This window comes from Parvibaculum sp., assembly GCF_019635935.1.
Lineage (GTDB): Bacteria > Pseudomonadota > Alphaproteobacteria > Parvibaculales > Parvibaculaceae > Parvibaculum.
In genome coordinates, this window is record NZ_JAHBYN010000001.1 from 1,157,098 (window position 1) to 1,182,495 (window position 25,398).

The following is a 25,398-nucleotide window of genomic DNA, read 5'->3' on the forward strand; positions in this document are numbered from 1 at the left end:
CGGATCGACTAACCCCTGATGAAACCTCGCAGGCGCTCTCCGATGCCAGTGGCGCAGCCATAGGTGCTCTCTGCCACGAGCTTTGGACAGTGAGCAGACCGTTGGAGCCAGTTCTGTGCCATGAAGATATGATGGGCGTGCTAGCGACCGGGGCCCCCTCGACCTCGCTACGGCCACTGGCCGCACGCGCGGTGGCGCTAGTCGCTGCGCTCAAGACGATTCCCTCAGAACTACGGGGAGAGACAACTACAAAAGGACTAACCTGCCCCGCCCTCGAAAGCCTTCATGAGCGATGGGCCGAACGCAGCGGGGCAACACCACAGACCGCTGGTGAAGCCCTGACGACCGTTCGCAGGTTTACGGAGCTACACGGCGCTCTTGCTCTTCGGGAAATCACGCGCCAGCACTGCCGGGAATTCAGAGCCGCGATGTTGAACATGCCTCGCATCATGTCTGAAGAAATGCGTAAGACCTCGCTGCCGAACATTCTCAAGCAACTTGAAGGAACGCCATACGAAAGGGTGAATCCCGTCACCGCCCGGAAGCGCCTTTCCTTCTTGAAGACCATTCTGGCATTCGGCGCGGAAGAAGGGGATATTGATGAGTCCCCAGCTAGCGGCCTTACAATCAAGGCGGGCGTCGAGACGGAAGACCGCAAGCCATTTTCACCTGACGAACTAGAAGTGCTATTCGCCTCGCTTAACCGGAGAGTTGAACGAGACAGCTTCTATTGGATAACCGTATTGCTCTTGGCGACAGGTGCGAGAGCCGGAGAAATCATTCCGCTTGAAGCACAAGATATCGACCTCAACGGCCAGACACCACATATCCGGATTGTATCGGATGCAACATCCGGGCGGCGTCTCAAGACCAAACACAGCGAACGCTCGATACCTCTTCACCCTGCCCTGCTCCAACTTGGATTTGCAGAATTTATCAAAAGCAAAGAAGGCAGGTTGTTCCCCGAACTGAACGCTGACAAGCGCGGAAAATTCTCAACCTACTTTTCTCAGCTATGGATGCGTTGGCTAAGAACGAAGGTTGGTATTACCGACAAATCGAAGACGCTTCATTCGTTGCGTCACAGCTTTAAGTCTCTATCGCGCCGGGCGGGAATCCCCGAAGACGTTCACGACGCGATCACCGGCCACAGCCCGGCCACCGTTGGCCGTGGGTATGGAGACTACCCAATTGAAATGTTGGCGCGAGAAGTGGAGAGGATCAATCTACCAAAGACGCTCGTCAAGTGAGCGTCTATACCGATCCCAGCGCGAACAACATGCTTCCGAAAACCACCACCGCAAACAAGACCCAAACCCAAATCGGCATCGCGTCAGACGAACGCAGTGGCTCCTGATGTTTCTCAGATGGAGAGACCGCTGGCAAAGTGTCGGCGTCCCTCTTCCAATCTGGAACTTTCACATCGGAACCGCAGTATCTACACTTGATTGCAGCGCGCTTTATAGTTTCAGCGCAAACCGGGCATGCGATTTCGTCGGACACGCGCATTACGGCAAGACCTCGCCCCTTCATTGCACGCCACGAGGTCCAACTAACTCCACTGTCATACTCAGCTTCGATAATGGCATTCGCGCCTAGCTTCGCCGCAAGCGCTTTCAGACGAGCATTGACCTCCGTAATACTCGGCGCACTCGAAAATGCCGACGCCGCCTCGCAACTTGCCTCAATGCGCCTGATAGGTTCATAGACAAAATCTACTTTCCCAACATGAATAGCTATGTCGTCCGGATTCATGCATTCCCCCAGTGACGCGCCTAAACTCCGGATGCAGAGTATCAGTCTAGTGAGGGAAAGCGAGTCCTATGGCCCCTAAGCCGCTCGACTGTACAGGCCACCGGGCCGAATTGCATTGCGAAGCTCTTTACCGATCAGGCTGCGGACTTGGCTTTCCACGACGGCCCCCACGCGCCGCGCCATCGCTTCATCTTGCTCCGCACCCTGAGAGCCGCCCTGAACATTGACCTCAACTCCAAAGCTGATGTGCTGCACCACACCCGCGCCACCATGACTCCGCACACCGAGCACACCATTAGGACCGCGCGCAAGGGGCATGACAGCTTCAGGGCCAGCCTCACCCATAAGCCCGGCACCCTTCGCCATCGGGAAGAGAGTCGGTTTATTGACAACGCCGCCTTTTGCAAACGCCGTGATTTCGTTACCGCCAGAGAACGCGCCGCCTTTTGCAAAGCCACCCGTGAACACACTACCAAGTGCACCAATCCAGCCGCCGCCGCCCGCAGCAGCCTTAATCCGATTGAAAGCTGTCGCGAAAAGGTTGGCGTACAAGATCATCTGGATCGTTTCGTTGATGAATGCTTTACTCAAATCTTTGAAGCTAGCTTCGCCGCCAGTAAGCATGTCGGCAAAGACTTGAGACGTTCGCTTACCCCAACCGTCAATTGCGTCCTTGAGTTCGTCAATGCCGCTCTTGCCGTCATCCTTGATCTTCTCAAGGCCAGCCCACAAGCGTTCAGCTTCGTCCGCGCTTAGCTTGAAACCACCCTTGGCAAGCGTCTCTAGCGCAATCTCAAGTTCGATTGACGCCTTCTTGTAAAGGTCGATCTTGCTTGAGCCGTCTTCGATGTAGCGATTAACTAGCTGCTGAGCGTCATTGAAATCTTCAACGGCTTTTTCAGCAGCCTTGTCAGCCGCTTCCTTCGCCTGAATCTGCCCGACAAGCGAACGGATCGAGTCTTCCTGAATCTTGGTAAGCGCTGTACCGTCTTCAATCGCGAGATTGCGCGCCTTCATTACAGCGGTTTCAACTTCGCGCTGTGCGGTTGCGTAAGACATGATCTTGAGTTCGTCGCGAAGCGATTGAACGAACTTCGCAAGCTTTTCCGTTCCTTCACCAAGGCCGGAGTCAGCCGTGTTTGATCCAGTGAACACACCGGCCATGAGGTTCTTGAGGTCAATAGCGGCTTGGTCGCCAGCAACAAGAAGGTCATCAATCTTTGACTGAAGGTCAGAGATTTCCTTCCCGGCCTGCTTGGCGATATTCTCACCGCCCGGCAACGCCGCAAGGCGACCGTCATTCTGCAACGCCTGCTGAAGCGCAATAGCCGACTGTGCCTCCATCAGGTTTGACTTGATCTTGGCCTGTTGCGCCTGAACGTCGCGGATCGTCTGCGCCGTCTGTTCCTTTGAAAGCTTTGTGGTTGTGCTTAGCTGGCTTGAAACCTCGAAATAGGAATCGTAAAGCTCATCGGCTTTTCGCGAGGCTTCGCGAGAGGCGTTTGAAAGCATGTAGAGCGCGCCAACCGTAACCACGATTGCAGCACCAATAGGCCCGCCGAAGAACGCCATAACAGAGTTCAAGGCGCGCATTGCGTAGGTCGCCGCGATAGCTGCCACTGTACTAGCTCGCATAGCTAGCGTATGGGCCGTAGTAGCCGCTGTGGCGCGCACGGTTGCGACCGCTACCGAATTATCGGCAGCGGCAAGAACGCCCTTGGCAGCCGCTAGATCGCGACTGAGGGCTATTTCACGCGCCATAAGGTTTGCGCGGAGAGATTCGGCGGCGGGACCGGAAGAAAGGCCAACGTAAGAAGCGCGCCTCGCGTTCTGCGCAACAATCTCGGCTTCAATGGACGCGACAACTGCAAACGAGCGAGCGCGCTCCGCCGATGCGGATTCTAGCGTGGCGACCGCAGCCGTCTTTTCAGCCGCAGCTTTAGCCGCCGCAGCCTTAGCGCCGTTGATATACGAGGCGTTGCCGGAAAGGACCGCCGTATGAAGTTGCGTCTGTGCAGCTACAAATGCGCCAGCGCTCGCGATTGCCGGGGCAAGTCCGCGCGCGATGAACAGAGTACCAAGCGCAACCGCCGCGTCAGTGGCAGCCGAGACAACTTCTTCAAGGTTTTCCGCAAGTGCCCGTATAGCCCCCGCTCCCGCCGCGCTAATACCAGTGCGCTCGCCTAGCTGACCAATAAGCTTCGTCCAAGCGTTACCCATGACGGTAAGTGCCTGCCCGAACGTGACGCCCATTTTTTTGAATTCGGCATCAAGCGCCGCGCCTTGCTTTACGAAGGCGTCGATAATCACTTTCGACGTGATCTTGCCTTCTTCCGCAAGCTTACGAAGCGCGCCAACGTCACCGTTCGCAATTTCATCGGCAATCGTTTGAGCGACACGCGGCAACTGTTCAAGAACCGAATTAAGTTCCTGACCGCGAAGCGCGCCAGCCGCGATACCCTGCGAAAGCTGGAACAAACCAGCCGCAGTAGATTCCTTTGTGCCGCCGCCGATTGTAACGGCTTGAGCGAGCGACTTGGAAACGCTTAGAACGGTCGCCTGCTCAACGCCTAGACGCTTTGTAGCGCGCGCAAGGCGAGCATAGACGTTCACGGTTTCCGAAAAATCGTTTCTGGTATCTTGTGCGACACGAAAAAGCTGGCCTTGAACCTTTGTGAGTTCAGCCGTTGAAGACGTGACTAGGCGGATACGGCTTTCAGCCGTTACCCAAGCGTCAGAGTATTGAGAGATTTGGCTAATGGCAGACGCGGCGATAACGAAGTTCAAAAGACGGCGTAAGTTCAGCGCTTCATACCCGACGAAGCGAATCTCGCTACCAGTCCTCCGCATTTCCTTGTTGGTCGCACGGGCCTTTGCGCGAATGTCATCAAGGCTTCGCGTAACCTGCGTTGCACCTGAGCGAGCGGCGGAACCATCAATTACAACTCTAAGGCGCTTCTCGGTCATCAATTCACTCTTCTATGAGAGTGAATTTTACCGTGTACGGAATGCCGACTAGTAATGTGCGACTAGTCGCAAACGCCGCTCAAGCTGCTTTGTTCTTTCGCACCTTTCGGCGGGGTACCTTGCGCACTTCCGATACAAAATTGCGCACCACGTGTTCCAGTTCCGCGCCAGACTCCAGTCGCTCCGCAGCCTCGCGGAGAAGATTTGCAAACACACTCGGAAAGGTAACCAGCCGCACTATCTCATCGGCCAGCGCTTCATTTTCCTCGCGCTCGCGCTTGTTGGTTCGTGATGCGAGCTTATTGCCAACTTCCGTAAGCGTGCCGTCAAACGCAACCACAGTGCGAAATGCTCGTTTAACGGCCCGGAGATGCTTGACCGTCGCTTCCAACACCATTGCGCGACATTCCATGTTCGCACTAGCTGCTGACAGTTGATCGAAAAGTGTCTCCTGACTGACAGCCCGAAAACCAGCAACGCGGATTTGTCCAACTAGGAAGTCAGGGCGCGTTTGCACGCTCGGTGGATGGTCTACCAGATACCTGATAGCCGCTAGCTGATGTTCTTCCGTATCAAGCCCAGAGGAAATCGCAGCCGCATAATCGGCGCTAATCTCGTTGTACAGGAAAGCCTCAAACACGGCAGAGGACACGCGAGCAATCACGCTGCCATGCTTGAGACATTTCCGGCCTGACGGCACCGCGCCAAACCACTCATCAACCTGGGAATCCGCACGTATGAGTTTGGCTACCGCGAGCGCGTCGGTAGTTTCCCCGCCCTCGGCAATGTTCTTCGCTGCGCCATAGGCTCGCGCTCGCGAAACAGGCCAGCCGTCCACTTCTCGCAATAGCTGGCAACGGACCTCAGAGACCTTGAGCCTCTTCGCCAGATCGAGCCGTTGGTGTCCATCGACAACGATAAACTGCGGTTCACCCTTACGCGGCACTTTCGGCTGCCACGCCACTAGCACTCCTGCAAAGCACGGCTCCCAACGCGAAACCGAACTAAGGCTTCGGTTCACGCCAGCGGCATTACCACCCGACTTGAACTGAAAAAGATTTGCGTCAGCGCCAATGTCGGTAACCGCTACTAGGATTGATAGATCGGGCATCCTCAATCCGGCAGTTCGTTGTAGGCGTCTTTGCCGATGTAGTGGATGAAGCGAACGCGCGTCATCGTGTCCATCGTGCTCTTGCGCAGGTGGGGCATTCGCCTTCTCAACGATGCCTCTTGAGCGGCGTTCTCTATTTCAAGCGGCGTAGGGCTCTTCTTCGAAGACGATCTACCGGCGTTCGCCTGCCCAGACCACAAAGCGCGATCCGAATTGACTATCAGTTGCGCTTCATTTCGAAGCTGTTCAATCGACGGAGCTACCGGCCACTTTTGAACCTCTGCCCATAGCGCCCACTGAAGCGGCACGATTCGGTTTGGCGCAAGGTCCTTGACCGCGCGAACGGCTTGACTAAAACGTATCTCGTAAGCTTCTTGGGAAAGTTCTGACATGAATGCTCGCTTTGTTATCCTGAGAGCATTCTATGAAAATGACTTTGTACGGACGAAATGAGCGAATTTGCGTTGCGCGACGAATGCCGAAGACGTTCGCTGCGCACGGTGGATATAAAGGAAATTGACGACTATGTCGGATGACAGGTTAGTCGAGGCAAAGCGCTTGATAGCGGAGAGTGCATTTGACTTTCTCCTTCGGTCTCTCGATGAAATCGAGGACCATCCAAAATACTCAGTCATACACTTTGCAACCGCCGTCGAGCTTCTTCTAAAGGCACGGCTCATGCACGAACATTGGTCCCTTGTAGTCCTGCATCCATCCGATGCCGAATTGAGCAAGTTTCTGAGTGGCAAGTGCAAAACGGTTACTCAATCGGAAGCCATCAAACGGTTGATAGGTATTTGCTCCGAACCCATAGCTTCTGAAGTGGTGGCACAGTTTGAGAAGCTTGCCGCACACCGAAACAGGATGATTCACTTTTATCACGAGGTCAGTTCACAGAAGGCAGCTCCGAGCGTTCAAGCTGATGTTGCCAGAGAACAGTGCCTGTGTTGGATACATCTTGAACGCCTGCTTAGCAGTTGGAAGCCTCAGTTCGAACCGTTCTCCGGAGAGGTTCTCAAAGCCCATCATAAGATGCGGCGGAATCGCGCATATTTGTCCGCCGTCTTTGAGACGCTGCACGACAAAATCAACGCGGCGAAGAAGCAGGGAAGGAAGTTCAATGAGTGCGCGTCTTGCGGATATATCTCAGCCGAGGTTAGCCAACTTACATCAAATTTCTTCGAGCAGCGCTGCCTCGTATGTGGCCTTACCGACGCTTACATAGAAGTGCAATGCCCAGAAGATGACTGCGATACAACAATAACAATTCCAGCGGACGCCGAGGAAGAGCACGCGTGTGGTGAATGCGGATACTCGGTGTCCAGCGATGATCTATCTGAGCTTCTCGATACGGAGGACGCTGATGAAATCAGCTACGTACAAAAGAATTGCGCGCCTTGCATGTCGCTTGGCTCCGTAATTCAGCATCACGACATATACATATGCATCGAGTGCTTAAGTTGGAGCAGAGACATTGCAGGTTGTGAATGGTGCAACGAGCTGCAAATGGGTGGCGGTGATTTGGAATTCAGCTATCACAGCGGATGCGAGTTCTGCGATGGACATGCAGGGTGGCACGCAGACGACTAGGGCGTTGCTGATTTAGCGGCCAATAATGCCATCTTCTACTCAAGTATCTTCAGCGTGAGGCACTTAGTACCCGCTGTACCGTAGTGGCCTGCCACAGCCCTCGCCTGCTCGGAGTCGGGATTCCCCGTTCGTTCAATTCCGCTGCCAGCCTTCGGGCGCTGTCGAATCCTTCCGACCGCACAGCCCGCAAGATTGGCGACAAATCTGCCGCTCTGCTCGCGGCAGTTGAGGATCGGGAAGCTCGCCCTTTTGCCCTGCCTTGCTCCGCCGCTACATCACTGAGCTTTACAGGCCCACCGAGCTTTACACCCCTCGCCTTCGCGGCAGCCAACGCGGCCTTGGTTCGCGCCGAAATCATTTCGCGCTCGTACTCCGCCATCGCCGCAAGGATATGGACCGTAAGCTTGTTGGCTTGCGGCATATCGACGGCAACGAAGTCCACGTCCGCTTCCATCAAGTTGGCAATGAAGGCGACATTGCGAGCGAGACGATCCAGTTTCGCGATCACCAGTTTTGCCCCGTGTACCCGGCAGAGAGCCAACGCCTTGGCAATCTCAGGACGATCATTTCGTTTGCCCGACTCGACCTCGACAAACTCAGCGACAACCTTCCCGCCTGTTGTGAACCGCGCGACCGCTTCACGCTGAGCCTCAAGGCCAAGCCCGCTTTGCCCCTGCCGGGCCGTGCTTACGCGGTAGTAGGCGACAAAGCGGCTCATTTCGGCTCTCCGTTACGTTTCTAGGTACGTCCGTTCCTAAGAATGTAATAGCAGTCGAAATAGAGTCAAGAAATCATGCGTGTAATCAAAATCGTTATATTCTGTAATCAACTTACTAATTTTAGTGAAGTGCTGGTTGTGCTTGAATGAATCACTCGATGACAACCAACAAGAGAAGGAATATCGATATGAATACTGAGAACATGACCAAGATTGCGGCGGGCCTGAGGGCTCCTGAAAACCAGCAAGCGCTCGCCGCCTCAGTGGCGGAGCTGATCGATGCCTACGAACGTGTGGGCGGGTGTGACGATGACGAAGCTGCCGATGCGGCCAAGGTCTTCGCCCGGTCAGCGCGCCTGCTCACCGAAACAGCCCTCGATATCGCTTCAAAGGGCCTCTCATCGCCCGCAGAAGCCGCGTAAGGAAGGATTATGTCATGACGACAGTCGAACACCTGACGGCGCGCCACAGAGAGCTTGAGAGCAAATACCGGCAGGCTGATATATCCGAGGAACGGCTAACGGAGACAATCGAAGCGCTCGGGCATCTGGCAACCGAGATAGCCCGAGCGCCGGTAGAGCGAGCGTCGGACCTCCACATAAAAGCCCGCCTGCTAGAAAGGCGGCTCCGGGAAAGCATGTCGCCGGAGCACAGTGGCGACGTAGTAGACCACATGCTCGCTTGCAGCATCGTGGACGCGCTCGCGGACTGATAAAAACGCGACCGATGCAGTGCATCATAAGAACAGCCGGAATTCCTGTGGGGCTCCGGCTGTTCTTACGTGCCCGCCGTTGTGACCCTGCCTTGAGCTAGGCACATGGCGCATACGTGCAAGGTAACACTGTCAACTACCTTGCCTTGAGTTATTACCGGGTGCGCTAGAACCTCGATAACCATGCTCGTTTCATCGTGCGGACAAACCCACGAATAGGAACCATCGCGAGCCTTTGGTAAGCTCGCGATGTAACCGCCCTCGATAACCTGAAACGTTTTTTCGTCGCTCATACATGGTACCCGTATTGGTAGACAAACTACGAATGTAACCATTTTTTTTCTGTGTACTGAGCGAAATCTAAACCCGGCTAAATGAAACACATTGATGGCAGACATAGGCATTAGCGAGAATGTGTGTGTCGCTAATTCCCCACATTGCGAGCGGAAATGTTGAAATCGCTGCGCTAAGTGATTGTCTCTACTAGCAGAATCAAAAAGTAGGAAAAGTTCATATTTTTCCACCTCTCTCTATCTACCTTCGATATGTAGCGGGGCATTCCGAGCGGGAGGGGGACCGGCCGGAAAAATTTGAATTATCTATATAATCTCTGAAATGAATAAATAAAACAATGAGTTGTGGGAATAAATACCGCTCAGTCCAATGGTCCTTTATCGATAAAAATTGCGTCTTATTCGACTATTGGCCGAGATAACTACTCCCCCAAATCAACCGACCGCATCTGCCAGGTATCCGAGTTGTGGTCATACTTGATGACGCCAGTGTAGTAGCGCCTCTCCATAGCACCGAAGCCGTTCTGTGCGTCAACGCGCCCCGACACGTTAAATGTGCAATCGCCATTGTGCGAGGCCGTGCCAGAAGACGGGAAGCTGGCAGTTGATGGGCTTCTGAGCGTTTGCCTAACACCGTCTTGAGACATAACCGCTGCAAGCATTTCACCCTTTGAGCTGCAGGTACTCATCTTGCGTTCGTACGGCGTTTGCTCTCCGCAAGCGGTAAGCATCAGTAGTGCGCCAATGGCACCGGCAATCTGCTTCATTCTCGCCCCTCCATTTACACTCGTGACCAGCGCCGTCATTCCCGCACCATGCCCTTGCCGATCATGCAGTCTCGAAAGATCACCCCGCCATCAACCGCCGCCTGAAGGCTCTGTTGGCCCGCTGTGGCGCTGTTTGCGACAACGCGGCAGTTGGCCTGCGCCATTTCAACCGTCTCTGTAGCGTGCGGTCCAGCGCGCCAAGGCTTGTTGGCTATCGGTATGTTGCACGCGGTTAGTGGAATCGTCGCGGCGAGTATCCAGACGAGCTTCATCATTGCCCCATACCAATAGGGCAACCGGCAATGCGTCGGCTTCCCGATGAACGTTTGTTCAGTATATCGGGGTGCGTATCCTGAACAAGCTGATTTCTATCTCGTATGGATTTACGGGAAACCTTTGCCGCCAATTTACGCCGTGCGCGAAACGCCAAGGGGCTTTCGCAGGACGATCTTGCCTATGAGGCTGGCGTAAGCCGCAGCTACCTCAGTCAGCTTGAAAAAGGCGTCTATTACGTCAGCCTGAAGATCATCGGGCGGCTGGCACAGGTTCTTGAGATTGAACCTGCTGAACTACTAAAGCCTCCGCAGAAGAAGGCACGCAGATAAACCGTCAGCCTAGCTCTCGACGCATTCGTAACCGCATGGCGGTTTCACGAACGGCGGACGGTCTGTCTGTGGTGTGTCGGAAGCGCGGAGAGCTTTTCTGCCATCATCGCTGGCTAGCTCTAGTGCGATCTTAGGATCAGATGGATTGCCGGGCGCATCGATGGTCATAACCACCTCGCATATGAGCAATCAATGAGGCACGTTGCCTGCGAGTGTCAGCAAGAAAATTACACAATGTAACCATTTTCGCAGAAGGAAATTTCGTACTGTTAGCAATGAGAAACGTTCAAGATCAGTATGCGGATTGTCGGGAAAATAAATATTTCGTGCGAGGCGGGCTTGCCTGATAACATCACAAATCGAGTTTAATTGTGATTTTTACGAACGGCTTTCCGATGAACAATCTATCTCTACTAGCTGCCTCGCGGGAGTATCATCTTCCATTCTCCTACATGACCCTAACACGTCGAGTCGACGCTGGTGCATGTCCAGCGCACAGGAAGGGGAAGCGGATGGTTTTGGACCGAGAGGAATTCGAACAGTGGCTTGAGGCCAGCACATAAAAAGAAACCCCGGTCAATTGGGACCGGGGCTGCCAATGGTCAATGACCTAGGACAATAGAAGTTTTGTTTCTCAATTTTGAAAATAAGCCGCAGAGCGGCAGCACACAAAATAACGAATTTCGCTTGCTCCTGAGTCGGACTCTCAACTCAAAAAAGGAGCAGCACAATGCTGCCTGCAAACTGCGAGACACAAAAACCTGAACCACTACCGCTAGGCGAACTTAGCAACGCGGAGCTTGAGGAAGTCGGTTCCCCCTTTCGGGAGCGACTTCTTGTGTACCTGAGCGCCTACATTAATGCGAGCGCCTACATTAATGCGGATGAGTGGTGTGCGAAGCGCATGCCCGATTGCCTTGTTACCCTAAGTAACGGCGAACCGGGTGACCGCGAGTTAATCGAAGTTCGGCGTGACAGGATCACTCACACTTACGAAGATGACGGCCACGTCGAAGCCTGTGACGTGTCCTTCATTGATCTGATAGTCAGGTTCGTCACATGTCGCGCGCACAATGATGACGGCATTGCGCGCCTCGCGGCCCGCGACATGTACGAGCGTTGGATTGAGAGCGCCGCCCTCGGAGACGATATCACGCCGAAAGACTTGGAAACGCTAGGTCAGTTCTTCGATGATCCATACGAGGATACCAATGTCGTTCCATTTGTGCGCCGCTCAGAGAATGTGGAGCCGAGCAGCTATGAGGGCTGGCGGTCGCTGTCGGAAGCCGTACAACGCATTATTGAAAAGCGCCCCGACGTAGAAGCAACGCTTGAAAGCAATGTCACGGGCATCCCGGCTCACTGTTTGAAAGTACCGGGACTCGTCGGTGAAATAGCGGACTGGATAAATCGTAGCGCGATCATGCCCCAGCCGGAGTTCGCGCTTATGAACTCCATAGCAGCCGTTGGCGCGTTGGCGGGCCGTCGCTACGCCTATGAAGGCGAAGACACACGAACCAATATCTACCTGCTCGCTGTGGGCCAAACGGGTGTTGGCAAAGACCACAGCCGAAAGCAAGTCAAAAAATTGTTCGCCGCGTCTGGTCTATCGAAGTTGCTTATGGGCGATGACGTACATAGCCGCTCCGGTTTGCTTTCTGCGCTTCAAGATCATCCTGTGAAGCTCTGCCACATGGACGAGTTCGGGAAGAAACTTGAGGCAATGTCAGGAAAGTCGGAGTCGACGGCGAAGAGCATTACACGCGGTCTTCTTGAGCTAACAGGCGCGGCAAACGGCGTCCTGCTTGGCGACGAATACGCAGATCGGAAGTCCAAGCCGCGCGTTGACCTCTACGAACCGCACCTGTGTATGTATGCGACCACCACTCCTGAAACCCTCACTGCATCACTCACTTCAGCAGATACCGTGAGTGGATTGTTGAACAGGTTCGTTCTGGGAGAAACGCGTAACCCCTACCCGGCCAGACAAAAGCCGGTTGATTTGGCGGTACCGGAATCTCTTGCAGAAGCGGTACGAGTTTCATACGCCGCCAAGCCAGAGGAAGCAGGTAATTTGCACATGGTGGCCGTTACCGCGAGTGAAGGCACCTCAGCGAAGATCGCCGTACTGACAGCCAAAGCTGCTAGCGACTTAATCGATGCGGCATATGACGAGCAAGTGCGCCACTTGCGTAAGGATGAAACTACAGGCCCGTTGTGGGCCCGATACAGAGAGCTTGTGATAAAGCTCTCGATGATACGGGCGATTGGCATTAATCCGGTCGCGCCGGAGATTTCTGAGATTGATGCCCGATGGGCCCAAGACGTTGTTCGCAGCTCGATCAACTACATGGTCCAACTCGTTTCACGTCATGTCGCTGACAACGAAACAGAGCGCTTCAGCAAGAAGCTTCTGGAAATCATCCGTAGCGCTGGCGCTGACGGGATTACGAAATCAACGATCACCAGAAAGACTTGCGGCGTATCAAAACGCTTTCGCGAAGATGCCATTAGTGACCTTCTAGAGGCCGGGCTTGTTGGTTTTGAATTGAGAGCTACCGCAACGAAGCCGTCTAGCGTGTATTGGGCTCGGTAGCTTGGGCCTGCGGTCCCGCCCGATCGAATTTAGCCTGTCCGGTGCCATCAACAATCTTGATGAAGGTGCCCCCGCCGAGATTCTTGATAGTCATGACGGGGGTTTCTTCTTCTGCGCGAAAGCGCTCATTCAGCACTTCGCGCACCTTCCAATCCGGTTTATGTCGCCGGATTGTTTCGTAAACCGACTTAGTAAAAGCGACTAGCAGGTTGCAGTGTAGTTGCTGCCCCTCGCCCTCAAAAACGTAGCGCCAATCTACAAAGGCAACGCCAAGAGTTCGCAAGTCATTCCGCAGAACGCTTAAATTGCGGCCCGTCCGGACCTCGTAAGCCGCCGCAACGTCGTGTCGCTTTTCATCGGAGAGATGTTCATACAGCACGTTCAGGCGATGGTTTCTGACTGTCTTCGTCAACAAGCTTTTCAGGTACAGCTCAGCGGCAAAGGCGTAACAAACAACCATCGGGCATGTCGGACTTATTGTGCCGCCCTTAGGATCATTAACTTCGTGGGTAGCGCGCAAGGCGGCCTCATGAAAATCAACGCCGATGAGAAACGCCTGTTGATCCCTTTTTGCCGGGCCCTGCGGCGTCGGCGCGTTGACGTTGTACGTCTTCATAGTGCCTCCCATGGCGCTTCAGCTCCGGTCAAAATTCAAAGTGCGACACCGCCCGCTGCCGGTCTCTCCCCTACATCGAACATATTCCTACCGATGGTTGCGATAGCCTATCGACTCCCACACCGGAATGTACTTATTTTGTTCTCATGGTGCGCGAGTATCGTATCGGCATTCCAAAATCACTACTGGAAGCGGTCAGGGCTGAAACGCTGCTCTGGGCGCTCTGCCGCCATTGTGGCCATGCCGAGCGGCTAGACCCTAGGTCACTAGCTCATAGGTACGGGGCTGTAGATTTGGAGTTCATCGTCCGGCGCTTGAAATGCATCCGGTGCGGACAGCGCCACGGGGCTATCTGCCCCGACTACCGACGATGGCCTAAGATGAACTAAGCAGGCTAAAGGCTGGATAAGCGGCCTCATGCAGAGTGGGCTAGAGCGTCGCCTAAACTGTGGTAGCCTCTGACTTCGTAACAAAAAAGAGGGCTAGGGTTTCTGCGGTTTTCAGTGAAAATTTTATAGTGGCGTCCCCTAGGGGACTCGAACCCCTGTTTTCGCCGTGAGAGGGCGACGTCCTGGACCGCTAGACGAAGGGGACGGATCAGGCGGCGCCCCTTCTATGACGGTTCGGAATCCCGCGCAAGGGCAATCGGATTTGCCTAGGGCACGGCCCCTAAAACCAACCCTCCGCACTGCGGCATTCGACCGCACCAGCTGCTGAAATACGGATTTCCACTCCGCAGCATCGGAATTTTCGCAAGCGTTTTCAATGACTTGTGATGCAATTCATTCGCATCGCAACAAACACGAAATTATTGCAACGCACAAGAAATCCAGTTGACAATCTGTCACGGAAGCCGGATATTTATCCCACGAAAACGCGGTCGACCTCCTCCCCGACCGCCTTTCAGATCGCCGCCAGCGCCATCCTCCCTCCTCCCCCGGCGCTGGCGGCGCCCTCCCCCTCCCCGGCAATTTCCCGAACGAAATCAACCGCTTGAGCGCGCTCATGCGGCCGCAATTGCGCGCGACTGTCATCGAACTGTCAGAAATCACGCCCGCGCGCCGAAAAGCGAGCCCCATCAAAGGCTTGCACCGGAATCCGCACCGGTACCGGGGCGACTGTCATCGATCTGTCAAAAAACTGTCACAAACCGCAGCGGCGCCGCGCCGGGCGGCGCCAGGCGGTGCCCGCAAGACGCCTCGAAAAAAAGTAATCCCCGGTTTTTGAGGAACGCCGCTTTTTGCACACGAAGGCGCGAAGGCGCGAAGAAGGGTTGATGGCGCTTCGCGCCGGAAGAGTCTTCCTTCGCGCCGAAGGCGCAATAATTTTCTTCTCTGCGTCTCTGCGTGAGTCCTTCTTTCTTCCTTCTTCGCGCCTTCGCGTCTTCGCGTCTTCGCGTGCCAGTCCCTTTCTTCCTCCCCCTCACTCCCTTGAAGCAAAGCCCGATTGGGGGACGAGGTGGATGCGGCCGAGCTCGAGGCCGGTGCGCGCATGGACGATGAGGATGGTCTCGGCGCCTTCCGAGGCGAGATGCACGGCGAGGCGGTCGCCATCCATCGGCACGATGGCGCGGACGCGCTCGCCCGGCGCGACGCCGATCTCCGACACGCCGAAGCGCCCGCCGGGCGCCCGCACCTCGCGCTCGCCAAGCGAGGAAGCGCGATTGGCGATGGTGACGATGACGACGAGGAAGCCGACAACCATCAGCGCCCCCAATCCGCCGACGACGAATTTCAGCCTCCGGATATTTTCAGGCGTGTTGAGCCCGGTGGGCGGCGGCACATCGCGCCCCGATGTTGTATCCTCGCCCATGATGAAAGCCGCTCCCGCATTGCCGGATGAAACGATCGCCGTCACCGTCGCCGAAGGCGAGGCGGGCGCGCGCCTCGACAAGTATCTCACCGACGCCCTGGCAATCAAGCTGGAAGAGGACAAGGACGCAGCGGCCGCGCCCTCGCGCGCGCGCATCCGGCAGTTGATCGAGGAAGGCCATGTGGCGCTCGAAGGCGCGGGCGGCGCAAAGCCGGTGGCCGAGCCCGCGCGGCGCGTGAAAACCGGCGAGCGCTGGCGCGTGACGCTGCCGGCGCCCGCGCCCGCGAAACCGCAAGGCCAGGCGATCCCGCTCGAGATCGTCTACGAGGATCAAGACCTGATCGTGGTGATGAAACCGGCGGGCCTCGTGGTGCATCCGGCACCCGGCAACCCCGACATGACGCTGGTGAACGCGCTGGTCGCCCATTGCGGGGACACGCTGTCCGGCATCGGCGGCGAGCGGCGGCCCGGCATCGTCCACCGGCTCGACAAGGAAACGAGCGGGCTGATGGTGGTGGCGAAATCGGACCGCGCGCATAAGGGCCTCTCGGCGCAATTCGCCGCGCATGGCCGCGACGGCAAGCTCGCGCGCGCCTACACGGCGCTCACCTGGGGCGTGCCGGCGAAAAAGCGCGGCGTCATCGACGCCAACATCGCCCGCTCGAGCCACAACCGCGTCAAGATGGCGACGGTGAAGGCGCGTGTGGATGACGACGGCGACGACATCACCGGCGGCCGCACCGCCATCACGCATTATGCGGTGAAGGCCGAATATGCGGGCGGGCTGGTGGGCCGCATCGAATGCCGCCTCGAAACCGGCCGCACCCACCAGATCCGCGTCCACATGACCGCGCTCGGCCACCCGCTGCTGGGCGACCCGACCTATGGGACGGGCATGAAAAGCCGCAAGGCAAAACTCTCCGTAGACGCACAAATCGCGCTGGAGCGCTTAGGGCGGCAGGCGCTGCACGCGCATCACCTCGGCTTCGAGCATCCGGTGACGGGGGAGAAGATGAGCTTCGATGCGGAACTGCCGGCGGATATGCGGGAGCTGGTGGCGGCGTTGGAGGGGTGAGGGAATGCAAAAGACAGAAAATTGAAAATTCGCGCCAATCTATGGAAAAAGCACATGATCAAGTCACTCACCGCGACCCTAAACAAAAATCGTCCGATCGTTGATATTGAATTGAAAGACTCGACGGTTCTCTGGCGCTATTTGGACACAGCGAAGTTCCTCGATCTTACACACAATCGCGACCTATTCTTTTCTCGAGGAGACAAATTCGAGGATGCGTACGAAGGTGCATTCACACGGAAAATAAAAGAAATTATTGACCACAACTACCGCGAAAACGGAATAGATTTCACTGCCGACGAGTTCGCAAAACGAATCCGGGAAAAAGTTTTCGTCAACTGCTGGCACAGAAACACAAACGACAGCATGGCCATGTGGCATATCTATGGGCAATCTAGCGCCGCTATGGCCATAACAACCACAGTAGGAATGCTACGAGACAGCATGATCGAAGCAAACCTACCTTTCAGGTGGGCGATAAAAAAGGTAAGATATGTCAACCACTGGAGAAATCCAGAGATCGACATTCGTCCGTACAGCAACATATTCTCATATAAACTTAAAGCTTATGAGTTTGAGAAAGAGGTTCGCGTTATAGTTGATCGATCTCAGGAATTTGACATCGACATAGCGGAAAACGGAATGAAAATCGGTGTATCTCTTGAGAAGCTTTTGCGAAGCATTGTTATTTCACCAACTGCACCATCCTGGTTTTTCGAATTAATCAGCGCAACAACTGAGAAGTACGGTGTGTTGACCCCAGTTCGCCGTTCGAAGCTTACCTTCGGCCCCAAATAAAATGTCACAGACAACGCGAAAGTTCAGGGCAGCAGTCGTCACTCGAAAAGTCTACTTCTGTACGTGACGGAACATCCGCAGGTAAGTCGTCCTGCCCGCAGCGCCGACACAGAATGTCGCATTAGATCGGACGTGGCTCACCTGGCGTTGACACATCGTCCATTGTAGCGCTCACAACACCATCCGCTTCGGCTTGAGGCTCCTCCGCCATCCCGCCCACAACAACGTCCAGCGCTTCCGCCGCCGCATCGTTGGCGGCAAGCGCCACATCCTGCATGCCCTTCGATGCGTCGGGTGAGGCTTCCGCAGCGCTTTCATTCTGTTCGGGTTTCAGTTGCGGCGGCTTGGGACGGAAGGGTTGCAGATGCTGGCCGACATTTTCGTAGAATTCGGGCACGAGCCTTTCGAGCTCCTCGATGAAAGTCTTGTTGCCGCTGAAACGACCGGCTATGTCGCGCACCATCATCACCTTAAAGCCGACGGGCGTTCCGGCGGCGAAGGCTTCCTCGATGAAAGCGGGTTCGCCGCGAAGCTGCGCCAATGTTGCCCTGACAGGCGGAGTCCGGCCCGGCATCTGCGCTTCGATCAGGATGTCCGCCGGTTCGGATTTTGCGAGCTGCTTCACGAGCCAGTTGACCCGGCTTGAGGCGCGCTTTGTGTCCGGGGCCTCGAGCGTCATCGAAACGATCAGGCAGCGCCGCACAATGTCGGCCTGCACTTCGAGTAGATCGGCGGCGTCCGGTATCTCCAGGGAGAATTCGAGAATGTGATCCCGCGCCAGCTTCTCGGCGTCAGCCGTCAAACGCGCCAAAGGGTCATTGGCGTGGGATCGAGTCAATTTCTGCCGAACACGGCGCCGGACCTTGCGCGTCATAAGCAGCGTCACGTCTCGCGATTCCTGATGCCATGCCGCAACCGTGTTGAGCACATCCGGGGAGGTCTTGACGAGTGCCGAGCGCGCATTGACGGCAAGAACGACGTCCTTCCATTCCTTGTTCATGCGGTCGAAGCGGCGGACGCCCACCGATTCATGCGACAGGAAGCGCACAAGTTCCGAGAGAATGAATTTCTGTTCGGGCGTGTTGAATGCGTCATCGCCGATGAGAAGCATCGCCTCGGTGACAATAAACATCCACGACCAATGAAAGACACTGACATTGCGGGCGAGCACCTTGCCGATATTGACCGGCGAATGTGTCGGCAGCGCCGCGAACTGATTGGAAATGGTGATGACGGCGTCGATGCCGTGGTCCTTTGCCAGCGCGGCATAGTGCTTCGCCTGTTCGACATCGATTTCGGCGTTGCCGATCTTGGCTTCGATCAGGGCCGTCCATTGCCGGCCCCGCCCGGAAGATACAGCCACAAAACCGTCGGGGCGAAGATTGCGACCCTCGGTCGCCTGCTTGAAGCCGACTTCCGTGAAACAGCTCACCTCGGCACGCTTGCCGATCTTCTGTCCGATCGTATCGAACATTCGTTCGGCAAATGGCGGCACAGCCATCATGGCCGCGAGAAAGACCGAGGTTGCACGCACCTCCTTGTTGGAGTCGGCCGCGACGGGGATCAGTCGCGCCTTTTCGCCTTTCGCGAAATAGTCGGGTCTCGTGGACATTGATTTCCCCCCGATAAATGACGTGTCGTCACTTGCGAACAGCCTATGTGCTTTTAAAGTGTCCGTACACGTTATTTCGGGATGCGTTGATCTGCAAAGAAAAGCGAGGACTGTCCTTGTCGCCGCCTGGATTGCTTCGCTTCGCTCGCAATGACGGAAGCCGGACGGGGCCGCGTATCGCCTGTTGGTCGGACTTGCATTATAGTAACATATAGGGTACTAATCAAATGCCGTTCAGGGTCGAGGAATATCTGCGCCCGGATGGTTCAAGCCCGTTCAGCAAATGGTTCGAGGGCTTGAGCCACGAAGCGGCCTACAAGGTGCTGACGGCGCGCGCGCGGATGGAGCATGGCAATCTCACCGCCGTGAAATGGATCGGGACGCTGGGCGAATACCGCATCGACTGGGGGCCGGGCCTGCGGATTTATCTGGCGCGCGACGGCAAGGAACTGGTGATGCTGTTCGGCGGCGGCACCAAGAAGCGCCAGCAGGCGGACATCCGCGAGGCCGAAGCGCTGCTCGCCGAATACAAACGCCGCAAGGCGGAGACGAGGAAGGGACGCAAATGAAACTGACCCGCGATGCCAGCGAGACGATCGTTGCGCGGCTGCGCCGCGAGCCCGCCTTCGCGCGCGGCGCGCTGACGGAAGCGGTGACGGTGTTTCTCGGCGGCGAGCCGGAAGTGGCGCGGCTGATGCTGCGCGACATCGTCAACGGCACGCTCGGCTTCGAGAAACTTGCGGACCTCACCGGCATTCCGCCGAAAAGCCTGCACCGCATGCTGTCGGCCCGCGGCAATCCGGGCATGGACAATCTGGCCGCGATTTTCGAGGCGATGACGGGGCATTTGCGGGTGGATGTGGAGGCGCGGGCGAAGAAGAAGGCCGCCTGACCCCCCTTTTCCCGCGCCCGCCCCGCCCCCATATAAGCCCTCTTGCCGGGGGCGGCATTCGGTCACGGCAAGTTGTCCCCGGGTACCTGAGCGGTTTGCTATGATATTGGCTTGGCAGAGCCGAGAGACACGACCGAAAGCACGAGGCGAAGGGGTTCGACAATGGCCGAGGACGACGCGAAAAAGCCCGCTGGCAAGCTGCCCGCCAAGGCGGCGGCGAAGCCGGCCGCCGGAAAGGCGGTGGCGCGGCTGGCGCCGGCGCCCAACCCCGAAGGGTCGCTGTCGCGCTACCTGCAGGAAATCCGCAAATTCCCGATGCTGGAGCCGCAGCAGGAATACATGCTGGCCAAGCGCTGGCGCGAGCACGAAGACGCCGAAGCCGCGCACCAGCTGGTGACCTCGCATTTGCGCCTCGTCGCCAAGATCGCCATGGGCTATCGCGGCTATGGGCTCCCGATCGGCGAGGTGATTTCGGAAGGCAATGTCGGGCTGATGCAGGCGGTGAAGCGCTTCGAGCCGGAGCGCGGCTTTCGCCTCGCGACCTATGCGATGTGGTGGATCCGCGCCTCGATCCAGGAATATATCCTGCGCTCGTGGTCGCTCGTGAAAATGGGCACGACGGCGGCGCAGAAGAAGCTGTTCTTCAACCTGCGCAAGGTGAAGGGCCAGATCCAGGCGATCGAGGACGGCGATCTGCGCCCCGAACAGGTGAAGGAAATTTCCGAACGCCTCGGCGTCACCGAAGACGAAGTGGTGTCGATGAACCGGCGCATGGCGGGCCCGGACAATTCGCTGAACGCGCCCTTGCGGCAGGACAGCGAAACCGGCGAGTGGCAGGACTGGCTGGTGGACGACACCGCCGACCAGGAAGCGACGCTGGGCGAGGAACAGGAACTCGAACAACGCCGCGAAATGCTGGCCGCCGCGATGGAAACGCTGAACGAGCGCGAGATGCACATTCTGACCGAGCGGCGGCTGAAGGACGAGCCGGCGACGCTGGAGGATCTTTCGCAGGAGTATGGCATCAGCCGCGAGCGCGTCCGCCAGATCGAGGTGCGCGCCTTCGAGAAGCTGCAAAAGGCCATGAAAGCCGCGATGCGCGCCGAAGCGGACACGCGGCGCGAGGCGCTGGCGGATTTTTGATCCGGGGCGGCTTTAAGGCGAAATTAACAACGTTTTGTTCAGTTTTGGGCCGCAGAATCGCAGCCCATGAGCATCGAACGGACATCCGCCGCGACGGCGCCCGCATACGGGGCGACGACCGCGCTTTATGCCGCAACGCTGGCCGGCTCCGCCCTGCTGATCTTCTGGGTGCAGCCTTTTTTCGCCCGCGCGCTGCTGCCGCATGCCGGCGGGGCGGCGGCCGTCTGGCTGGTGGCGCTGGTCTTCTTTCAGGCCGCATTGCTGGCGGGCTATGCTTACGCGCATCTGCTCAGGCTTTATCTGCCGCTGAAGGGCCAGGCGGCGCTGCACCTGCTGCTGCTCGCCATCGGCGCGGCGTGGTTTCTGCCGCCGGGGCTGGGCGAGGGTTTCGCGCTCGACCCGGCTGCCCCGGCCACGGGCCTCATCGCCGCGCTTGTCGTCCATCTCGGCCTCCCCTTCGCGCTTCTGTCGGCGACCGCGCCGCTGCTGCAGCACTGGTTTTCCGGCAGCGATCATCCGGAGGCGGATAATCCCTACTGGCTCTATGCGGCGAGCAATGCGGGCTCGCTGGCGGCACTTGCCGCCTATCCCTTCCTGATCGAACCGGCGCTGACGCTGGGCGCGCAAGGCCGGCTGTGGACGGCGCTCTATGCCGCGGTCTTCATCGGCACCGGCGCCGCCGCCCTCGCGGCCATGCGCGGCGCGGCGGCGGCACCGCATGCCGGCGTGGCGGCCCCGCGCGGCACCCTGCGCGAACGCCTCGGCTGGCTCGTCTATGCCGCCATGCCGACCGCGCTGCTCGCCGCCGTGACGACGCATATCACCACCGACATCGCCGCCTTCCCGCTGCTCTGGGTGCTGCCGCTGGCGCTTTATCTGGCGACCTATATCGCCGCCTTTGCCGGCTGGCCGGTGCCGCTGGCGCGCCTCGGACTTGCCGCCGGCCCTGCGCTGGCGCTGCTAGTCGTCTCGATGTGGTTTTCGAAGACAGGCTTCGGCTGGCTGCTGGCGGCGAACCTCGCGGCTTTCACCACACTCGCCTTTGTCTGCCACGCAACGCTTTATGCGCGGCGCCCGGCACCGGCGCGCCTGACCGAATTCTATCTGATGCTGGCGCTGGGCGGCGTCTGCGGCACGAGCGCCGCCGTTTTCCTGCCGCCGCTGATCTTTTCAGGCCCGCTCGAATATCCGCTGCTACTGGCCGCCGCCTGCCTGTTGCTGCCCGGCCGCACGACGGCCGCGCTGACCAGCCGCGCCGGCGCCGCCAAACTCGCCCGCGCGCTCGGCCTTTTGCTTGCCGGCATCTTCATCGTCGCAGCATTGCCCGATCCCTTCGGTCTGTCGCCGGCGGGCCTCGCGCTGCTCTTCGCTGCGATCGTTGCGATCGTCGCGGTCGTTTTCGCATCGATGTCGAAATTTCCGGCGCTGCTGGCGCTGCTGCTGCTCGGCGCCTGGTTCGCCGGCCCCGACAGCGGCGACAGCGGCAAAACCGGCAGCAAGGTGTGGGGGGGCCGCAGCTTTTTCGGCAGCTATGCGGTCATGGCCGACCACACCAATCGCGGCTTCCATTTCATGAGCGGCACGACCGCGCATGGCTTCGAGCGCCAGGACGTGACGCGCGAAAGGCCGAAGCCCGCCACCTATTATCACGCGCGCGGACCGCTCGGCCAGATGATGTCCAACATCGGCGCGCGCTTCGGCAGCATCGGCGTGCTGGGCCTCGGCATCGGCAACATGGCCTGCCACGCGCGGCCCGGACAGGACTGGACCTTCTACGAAATCGACCCGCTGGTGGCGAAACTCGCGCGCGACCGCCGCTTCTTCCATTCGCTCGAAACCTGCACGCCCGACGCGCGCATCGTCACCGGCGACGGCAGGCTGAAAGTCGCGGCCGAACCGGCGGCGCGTTTCGACCTGCTGGTGATGGACGCTTTTTCCTCGAACGCCGTGCCGGTGCATCTGCTGACCCGCGAGGCCTTCGACATCTATGGCCGCGCGCTTGCCGAAGGTGGCGTCATTCTGGTCAATGTGTCGAACCGGCATCTCGATCTGGCGCCGGTGGTGGCGCGCACGGCGACCGAAGCGGGCTTTCTGGCGCTCGAACAGGATTTCGACCCCGGACCGGCGCGCGATGGGGAGGTGCTGGCCTATTCCTCCCGCTGGGTGGCGCTGGCGCGCGACGCCGGAACGCTTGCCGATGTGGCGGCGACCGGCCCCTGGATCGAGGTCCGCGGGCGCAACCGCGCCCCGCTCTGGACCGACGACCACGCCAGCCTTTTCGGCGCGCTTTACTAGGCATCGCCATCCCGCCATTGCGGCGGGCCGCCCCTTGCCGCAGACTTATCCCCAGCGGAATGAATGCTTTGGGAGGAGCGGTCATGGCCTATGCGAAGGGGCGCGTGTTCCACGACGCCGACAGCCACATCATGGAGCTGCCGGATTTTCTGACGGCCCATGCCGATCCCGGCTTGCGCGAGAAAATGCCGCCGATCGGCTTCGGCGCCGGCGGCAAGGGCGCCGAGGGCAAGCTGATGCGCTTCAAACTCGAAGGCGCCGCGAAGGATGAAAAGATCGCGCGGCTGACCGGCCTCGGCGACGGGTTGATCGCAGGCCCCAAGGGCTATGAAGCGCTGGGCGCCTTCGATGGCGCCGAACGCGCAAAGGCGCTCGACCAGCTGGGCTTTGCCAAACAACTCGTCTTCTCGACCTTCGCACCCGCCGCCTTTTTCGACGAACGGCTGGACCCCGACGTGCAATATGGCGCGGCACGGGCACACAACCGCGCGGTCGCCGATTTCTGCGGCAGCGACAAGCGCCTGATCGGCGTCGCCGCCGTGCCGCTCGACCACCCGGACCGCGCGATGGCCGAACTCGAACTGGCCCTCGACCTTGGCCTTGGCGGCATCTGGGTGCCGCATCGCCCGGCCGGCGGCCGCTCGCCCGGACATGACGATTTCGACCCCTTCTGGGCGCGGCTCGCCGACGCCGGTGTGCCCTTCCTGCTGCATGTCGGCGGCCACAAATTGCAGGTGCCGAAGGAATGGATGAACAACGGCCGGCCGGTGCCGACCGACTGGCTGGGCGGCGGCGAAAACATCCGCGCCAAGGACATGACGAGCCTGCACCACATGCCCGAGACATTCCTCAGCGCCATGATCCTCGACGGCGTGCTGGAGCGGCATCCGAAACTGCGCGGCGGCGCCATCGAACTGGGCGCGGCATGGGTGCCCTCGATGCTCCGCCGCCTCGACCAGATCGCCGAGATATGGCGGAAGTCGGAACCGGAACTGGCGAAGCTGAAACGCAAGCCCTCCGAACAGGCGACCGAACAACTGCGATTCACGCCTTATCCCTTCGAGGATGTCGGCGCGATGATCCGAGAGTCGAACGACCGGCTCTATCTCTTTTCGTCCGACTATCCGCATACGGAGGGTGGACGAAACCCGCTCGGCCGTTTCGAGGCCTCGCTGGCGGACGCAAGCGAGGAAACGCGCGACCGCTTCTATACCCGGAACTTCGTCGATATGTGCCCGGCGGCGGGGTGAACGGACCTCAGGCCGTGATACCCACCGGACAGGAAATGCCGAGGCCCCCGAGGCCGCAATAGCCGTTGGGGTTCTTCGCCAGATATTGCTGGTGGTAATCCTCGGCGAAATAGAATTCCGGCGCGTCGAGTATTTCGGTGGTGATGTCGGGGAAGCCGCGCTTTGAAAGCTCGGCCGTATAGGCCGCGCGCGACGCCTCGGCGGCTTTGCGCTGCGCCTCAGAAAACACATATATGCCGGAGCGGTATTGCGTGCCGACATCGTTGCCCTGACGCATGCCCTGCGTCGGGTTGTGGCTCTCCCAGAAAAGTTTCAGCAGCGCCTCATAGGAAACCTTTGTCGGGTCGAAGACCGCGAGCACGACCTCGTTGTGGCCGGTGAGGCCGGAGCAAACTTCTTCATAGGTCGGATTGGGCGTGAGGCCGGCGGCGTAACCGGCCGCTGTGACCGAGACACCCGGCTGTTGCCAGAGCTTGCGCTCGGCGCCCCAGAAACAGCCAAGGCCGAACATCGCCTTTTCATGGGTCTCCGGGTAAGGCCCTTTCAGCGCCGCGCCATTGACGAAATGGCGGCTGGCCGTCGGGATTTCGAAGTCGCGGCCCGGCAACGCCTCGGTTGCGGCCGGCATCTCGGTCTTCTTGCGCAGGTTGAACATGGGGGCACCTCCCTTCGAGGGGCGGGAATGGGGGCAGACCTCTGATGTAGGTCAGCTTAGGCCCGCCGGAAAGGTCTGTCAGCCCTGCCCCGCGCGACGGCCGCCGGCCTGCCTTGCCCCTCGGGCAGGCTCCGGG

23 protein-coding genes, 1 tRNA gene and 2 pseudogenes are annotated in these 25,398 nt (G+C 58.3%); 13 read left to right on the forward strand and 13 right to left on the reverse strand.

The window, feature by feature from the left end; genetic code table 11:
• Positions 1-428 precede the first annotated feature (428 nt).
• Positions 429-1,250 carry a site-specific integrase gene (locus KF719_RS05965; RefSeq protein WP_293507805.1) on the forward strand — a complete coding sequence of 274 codons (822 nt, stop codon included), beginning with the start codon at positions 429-431 and terminating at the stop codon, positions 1,248-1,250.
• 4 nt (positions 1,251-1,254) lie between these two features.
• On the opposite strand, the gene KF719_RS05970 is transcribed toward KF719_RS05965, so the two are convergent.
• From KF719_RS05970 to KF719_RS05990, 5 genes and pseudogenes are all read right to left on the reverse strand, one after another.
• Entirely contained in the window at positions 1,255-1,755 is a 501-nt protein-coding gene (locus tag KF719_RS05970) for a hypothetical protein (RefSeq protein ID WP_293507806.1), read from the reverse strand.
• A gap of 273 nt (positions 1,756-2,028) precedes the next feature.
• A pseudogene (locus KF719_RS05975) lies at positions 2,029-2,172 on the reverse strand (phage tail tape measure protein); the annotation flags it as partial.
• Positions 2,173-3,948: 1,776 nt separating this feature from the next.
• Positions 3,949-4,722, reverse strand: a pseudogene (locus tag KF719_RS05980) (tape measure protein); the annotation flags it as partial.
• 79 nt (positions 4,723-4,801) lie between these two features.
• Positions 4,802-5,833, reverse strand: a complete 1,032-nt coding sequence (locus tag KF719_RS05985) for a hypothetical protein (RefSeq protein ID WP_293507807.1) — start codon at positions 5,831-5,833, stop codon at positions 4,802-4,804.
• 2 nt (positions 5,834-5,835) lie between these two features.
• Positions 5,836-6,225 (reverse strand): hypothetical protein, encoded by a 390-nt coding sequence (locus tag KF719_RS05990; protein WP_293507808.1) that lies wholly within the window; start codon positions 6,223-6,225, stop codon positions 5,836-5,838.
• Between the two features lie 133 nt (positions 6,226-6,358).
• Between KF719_RS05990 and KF719_RS05995 the strand changes: the two genes are divergently transcribed.
• The gene (locus KF719_RS05995; RefSeq protein WP_293507809.1) at positions 6,359-7,423 is read left to right on the forward strand and encodes a hypothetical protein; all 1,065 of its coding nucleotides are present in this window, start codon (positions 6,359-6,361) and stop codon (positions 7,421-7,423) included.
• Positions 7,424-7,472: 49 nt separating this feature from the next.
• On the opposite strand, the gene KF719_RS06000 is transcribed toward KF719_RS05995, so the two are convergent.
• On the reverse strand, positions 7,473-8,141 hold the full coding sequence (locus tag KF719_RS06000) for a recombinase family protein (RefSeq protein WP_293507810.1): 669 nt from the start codon (positions 8,139-8,141) through the stop codon (positions 7,473-7,475).
• A 158-nt stretch (positions 8,142-8,299) separates the two neighbouring features.
• Here KF719_RS06000 and KF719_RS06005 point away from each other — a divergent pair, with 158 nt between their 5' ends.
• Together KF719_RS06005 and KF719_RS06010 are read left to right on the forward strand one after the other, a co-directional pair.
• On the forward strand, positions 8,300-8,563 hold the full coding sequence (locus tag KF719_RS06005) for a hypothetical protein (protein ID WP_293507811.1): 264 nt from the start codon (positions 8,300-8,302) through the stop codon (positions 8,561-8,563).
• 14 nt (positions 8,564-8,577) lie between these two features.
• On the forward strand, positions 8,578-8,853 hold the full coding sequence (locus KF719_RS06010; RefSeq protein ID WP_293507812.1) for a hypothetical protein: 276 nt from the start codon (positions 8,578-8,580) through the stop codon (positions 8,851-8,853).
• Between the two features lie 715 nt (positions 8,854-9,568).
• Here KF719_RS06010 and KF719_RS06015 read toward each other — a convergent pair.
• Positions 9,569-9,913, reverse strand: coding sequence for a hypothetical protein (locus KF719_RS06015; protein WP_293507813.1), 345 nt, complete (start codon positions 9,911-9,913; stop codon positions 9,569-9,571).
• Positions 9,914-9,948: 35 nt separating this feature from the next.
• Positions 9,949-10,188 carry a hypothetical protein gene (locus KF719_RS06020; RefSeq protein WP_293507814.1) on the reverse strand — a complete coding sequence of 80 codons (240 nt, stop codon included), beginning with the start codon at positions 10,186-10,188 and terminating at the stop codon, positions 9,949-9,951.
• 102 nt (positions 10,189-10,290) lie between these two features.
• Here KF719_RS06020 and KF719_RS06025 point away from each other — a divergent pair, with 102 nt between their 5' ends.
• Together KF719_RS06025 and KF719_RS06030 are read left to right on the forward strand one after the other, a co-directional pair.
• On the forward strand, positions 10,291-10,518 hold the full coding sequence (locus KF719_RS06025; RefSeq protein WP_293507815.1) for a helix-turn-helix transcriptional regulator: 228 nt from the start codon (positions 10,291-10,293) through the stop codon (positions 10,516-10,518).
• A gap of 730 nt (positions 10,519-11,248) precedes the next feature.
• Positions 11,249-13,114, forward strand: a complete 1,866-nt coding sequence (locus KF719_RS06030) for a hypothetical protein (RefSeq protein ID WP_293507816.1) — start codon at positions 11,249-11,251, stop codon at positions 13,112-13,114.
• On the opposite strand, the gene KF719_RS06035 is transcribed toward KF719_RS06030, so the two are convergent.
• From KF719_RS06035 to KF719_RS06045, 3 genes are all read right to left on the reverse strand, one after another.
• Positions 13,092-13,730: a hypothetical protein gene (locus KF719_RS06035; protein WP_293507817.1), complete on the reverse strand. Its 639-nt coding sequence runs from the start codon at positions 13,728-13,730 to the stop codon at positions 13,092-13,094. The genes KF719_RS06030 and KF719_RS06035 overlap by 23 nt on opposite strands.
• A gap of 518 nt (positions 13,731-14,248) precedes the next feature.
• Positions 14,249-14,324, reverse strand: a tRNA-Glu gene (locus KF719_RS06040).
• Between the two features lie 828 nt (positions 14,325-15,152).
• Positions 15,153-15,542 carry a hypothetical protein gene (locus tag KF719_RS06045; RefSeq protein ID WP_293507818.1) on the reverse strand — a complete coding sequence of 130 codons (390 nt, stop codon included), beginning with the start codon at positions 15,540-15,542 and terminating at the stop codon, positions 15,153-15,155.
• A 1-nt stretch (position 15,543) separates the two neighbouring features.
• Here KF719_RS06045 and KF719_RS06050 point away from each other — a divergent pair, with 1 nt between their 5' ends.
• Both KF719_RS06050 and KF719_RS06055 read left to right on the forward strand, forming a co-directional pair.
• Positions 15,544-16,617: an RluA family pseudouridine synthase gene (locus KF719_RS06050; protein WP_293510592.1), complete on the forward strand. Its 1,074-nt coding sequence runs from the start codon at positions 15,544-15,546 to the stop codon at positions 16,615-16,617.
• A gap of 54 nt (positions 16,618-16,671) precedes the next feature.
• On the forward strand, positions 16,672-17,415 hold the full coding sequence (locus KF719_RS06055) for a hypothetical protein (RefSeq protein ID WP_293507819.1): 744 nt from the start codon (positions 16,672-16,674) through the stop codon (positions 17,413-17,415).
• A gap of 121 nt (positions 17,416-17,536) precedes the next feature.
• Here the strand turns inward: KF719_RS06055 and KF719_RS06060 are convergent, their stop codons facing one another.
• Positions 17,537-19,027 (reverse strand): hypothetical protein, encoded by a 1,491-nt coding sequence (locus KF719_RS06060; RefSeq protein ID WP_293507820.1) that lies wholly within the window; start codon positions 19,025-19,027, stop codon positions 17,537-17,539.
• Positions 19,028-19,254: 227 nt separating this feature from the next.
• Here KF719_RS06060 and KF719_RS06065 point away from each other — a divergent pair, with 227 nt between their 5' ends.
• From KF719_RS06065 to KF719_RS06085, 5 genes are all read left to right on the forward strand, one after another.
• The gene (locus tag KF719_RS06065) at positions 19,255-19,596 is read left to right on the forward strand and encodes a type II toxin-antitoxin system RelE/ParE family toxin (protein ID WP_293507821.1); all 342 of its coding nucleotides are present in this window, start codon (positions 19,255-19,257) and stop codon (positions 19,594-19,596) included.
• Positions 19,593-19,919, forward strand: a complete 327-nt coding sequence (locus KF719_RS06070; RefSeq protein ID WP_293507822.1) for a transcriptional regulator — start codon at positions 19,593-19,595, stop codon at positions 19,917-19,919. The genes KF719_RS06065 and KF719_RS06070 overlap by 4 nt, the downstream gene beginning before the upstream one ends.
• Positions 19,920-20,081: 162 nt before the next feature.
• Complete coding sequence (gene rpoH, locus KF719_RS06075; protein ID WP_293507823.1) at positions 20,082-21,062, forward strand: RNA polymerase sigma factor RpoH; 981 nt, start codon at positions 20,082-20,084, stop codon at positions 21,060-21,062.
• Positions 21,063-21,128: 66 nt separating this feature from the next.
• Positions 21,129-23,357, forward strand: coding sequence for a fused MFS/spermidine synthase (locus KF719_RS06080; RefSeq protein ID WP_293507824.1), 2,229 nt, complete (start codon positions 21,129-21,131; stop codon positions 23,355-23,357).
• An 83-nt stretch (positions 23,358-23,440) separates the two neighbouring features.
• Positions 23,441-24,607: an amidohydrolase family protein gene (locus tag KF719_RS06085; RefSeq protein ID WP_293507825.1), complete on the forward strand. Its 1,167-nt coding sequence runs from the start codon at positions 23,441-23,443 to the stop codon at positions 24,605-24,607.
• Positions 24,608-24,614: 7 nt separating this feature from the next.
• Here the strand turns inward: KF719_RS06085 and msrA are convergent, their stop codons facing one another.
• Positions 24,615-25,262: a peptide-methionine (S)-S-oxide reductase MsrA gene (gene msrA, locus KF719_RS06090; protein WP_293507826.1), complete on the reverse strand. Its 648-nt coding sequence runs from the start codon at positions 25,260-25,262 to the stop codon at positions 24,615-24,617.
• Between the last annotated feature and the right edge of the window lie 136 nt (positions 25,263-25,398).

Bases quoted from the DNA above. Each gene is read 5' to 3' on its own strand.
- KF719_RS05965 (WP_293507805.1), top strand. From the start codon at position 429: ATGTTGAACATGCCTCGCATCATGTCTGAAGAAATGCGTAAGACCTCG.
- KF719_RS05970 (WP_293507806.1), bottom strand. From the start codon at position 1,755: ATGAATCCGGACGACATAGCTATTCATGTTGGGAAAGTAGATTTTGTC.
- KF719_RS05985 (WP_293507807.1), bottom strand. From the start codon at position 5,833: ATGCCCGATCTATCAATCCTAGTAGCGGTTACCGACATTGGCGCTGAC.
- KF719_RS05990 (WP_293507808.1), bottom strand. From the start codon at position 6,225: ATGTCAGAACTTTCCCAAGAAGCTTACGAGATACGTTTTAGTCAAGCC.
- KF719_RS05995 (WP_293507809.1), top strand. From the start codon at position 6,359: ATGTCGGATGACAGGTTAGTCGAGGCAAAGCGCTTGATAGCGGAGAGT.
- KF719_RS06000 (WP_293507810.1), bottom strand. From the start codon at position 8,141: ATGAGCCGCTTTGTCGCCTACTACCGCGTAAGCACGGCCCGGCAGGGG.
- KF719_RS06005 (WP_293507811.1), top strand. From the start codon at position 8,300: ATGACAACCAACAAGAGAAGGAATATCGATATGAATACTGAGAACATG.
- KF719_RS06010 (WP_293507812.1), top strand. From the start codon at position 8,578: ATGACGACAGTCGAACACCTGACGGCGCGCCACAGAGAGCTTGAGAGC.
- KF719_RS06015 (WP_293507813.1), bottom strand. From the start codon at position 9,913: ATGAAGCAGATTGCCGGTGCCATTGGCGCACTACTGATGCTTACCGCT.
- KF719_RS06020 (WP_293507814.1), bottom strand. From the start codon at position 10,188: ATGATGAAGCTCGTCTGGATACTCGCCGCGACGATTCCACTAACCGCG.
- KF719_RS06025 (WP_293507815.1), top strand. From the start codon at position 10,291: ATGGATTTACGGGAAACCTTTGCCGCCAATTTACGCCGTGCGCGAAAC.
- KF719_RS06030 (WP_293507816.1), top strand. From the start codon at position 11,249: ATGCTGCCTGCAAACTGCGAGACACAAAAACCTGAACCACTACCGCTA.
- KF719_RS06035 (WP_293507817.1), bottom strand. From the start codon at position 13,730: ATGAAGACGTACAACGTCAACGCGCCGACGCCGCAGGGCCCGGCAAAA.
- KF719_RS06045 (WP_293507818.1), bottom strand. From the start codon at position 15,542: ATGGGCGAGGATACAACATCGGGGCGCGATGTGCCGCCGCCCACCGGG.
- KF719_RS06050 (WP_293510592.1), top strand. From the start codon at position 15,544: ATGAAAGCCGCTCCCGCATTGCCGGATGAAACGATCGCCGTCACCGTC.
- KF719_RS06055 (WP_293507819.1), top strand. From the start codon at position 16,672: ATGATCAAGTCACTCACCGCGACCCTAAACAAAAATCGTCCGATCGTT.
- KF719_RS06060 (WP_293507820.1), bottom strand. From the start codon at position 19,027: ATGTCCACGAGACCCGACTATTTCGCGAAAGGCGAAAAGGCGCGACTG.
- KF719_RS06065 (WP_293507821.1), top strand. From the start codon at position 19,255: ATGCCGTTCAGGGTCGAGGAATATCTGCGCCCGGATGGTTCAAGCCCG.
- KF719_RS06070 (WP_293507822.1), top strand. From the start codon at position 19,593: ATGAAACTGACCCGCGATGCCAGCGAGACGATCGTTGCGCGGCTGCGC.
- rpoH (WP_293507823.1), top strand. From the start codon at position 20,082: ATGGCCGAGGACGACGCGAAAAAGCCCGCTGGCAAGCTGCCCGCCAAG.
- KF719_RS06080 (WP_293507824.1), top strand. From the start codon at position 21,129: ATGAGCATCGAACGGACATCCGCCGCGACGGCGCCCGCATACGGGGCG.
- KF719_RS06085 (WP_293507825.1), top strand. From the start codon at position 23,441: ATGGCCTATGCGAAGGGGCGCGTGTTCCACGACGCCGACAGCCACATC.
- msrA (WP_293507826.1), bottom strand. From the start codon at position 25,262: ATGTTCAACCTGCGCAAGAAGACCGAGATGCCGGCCGCAACCGAGGCG.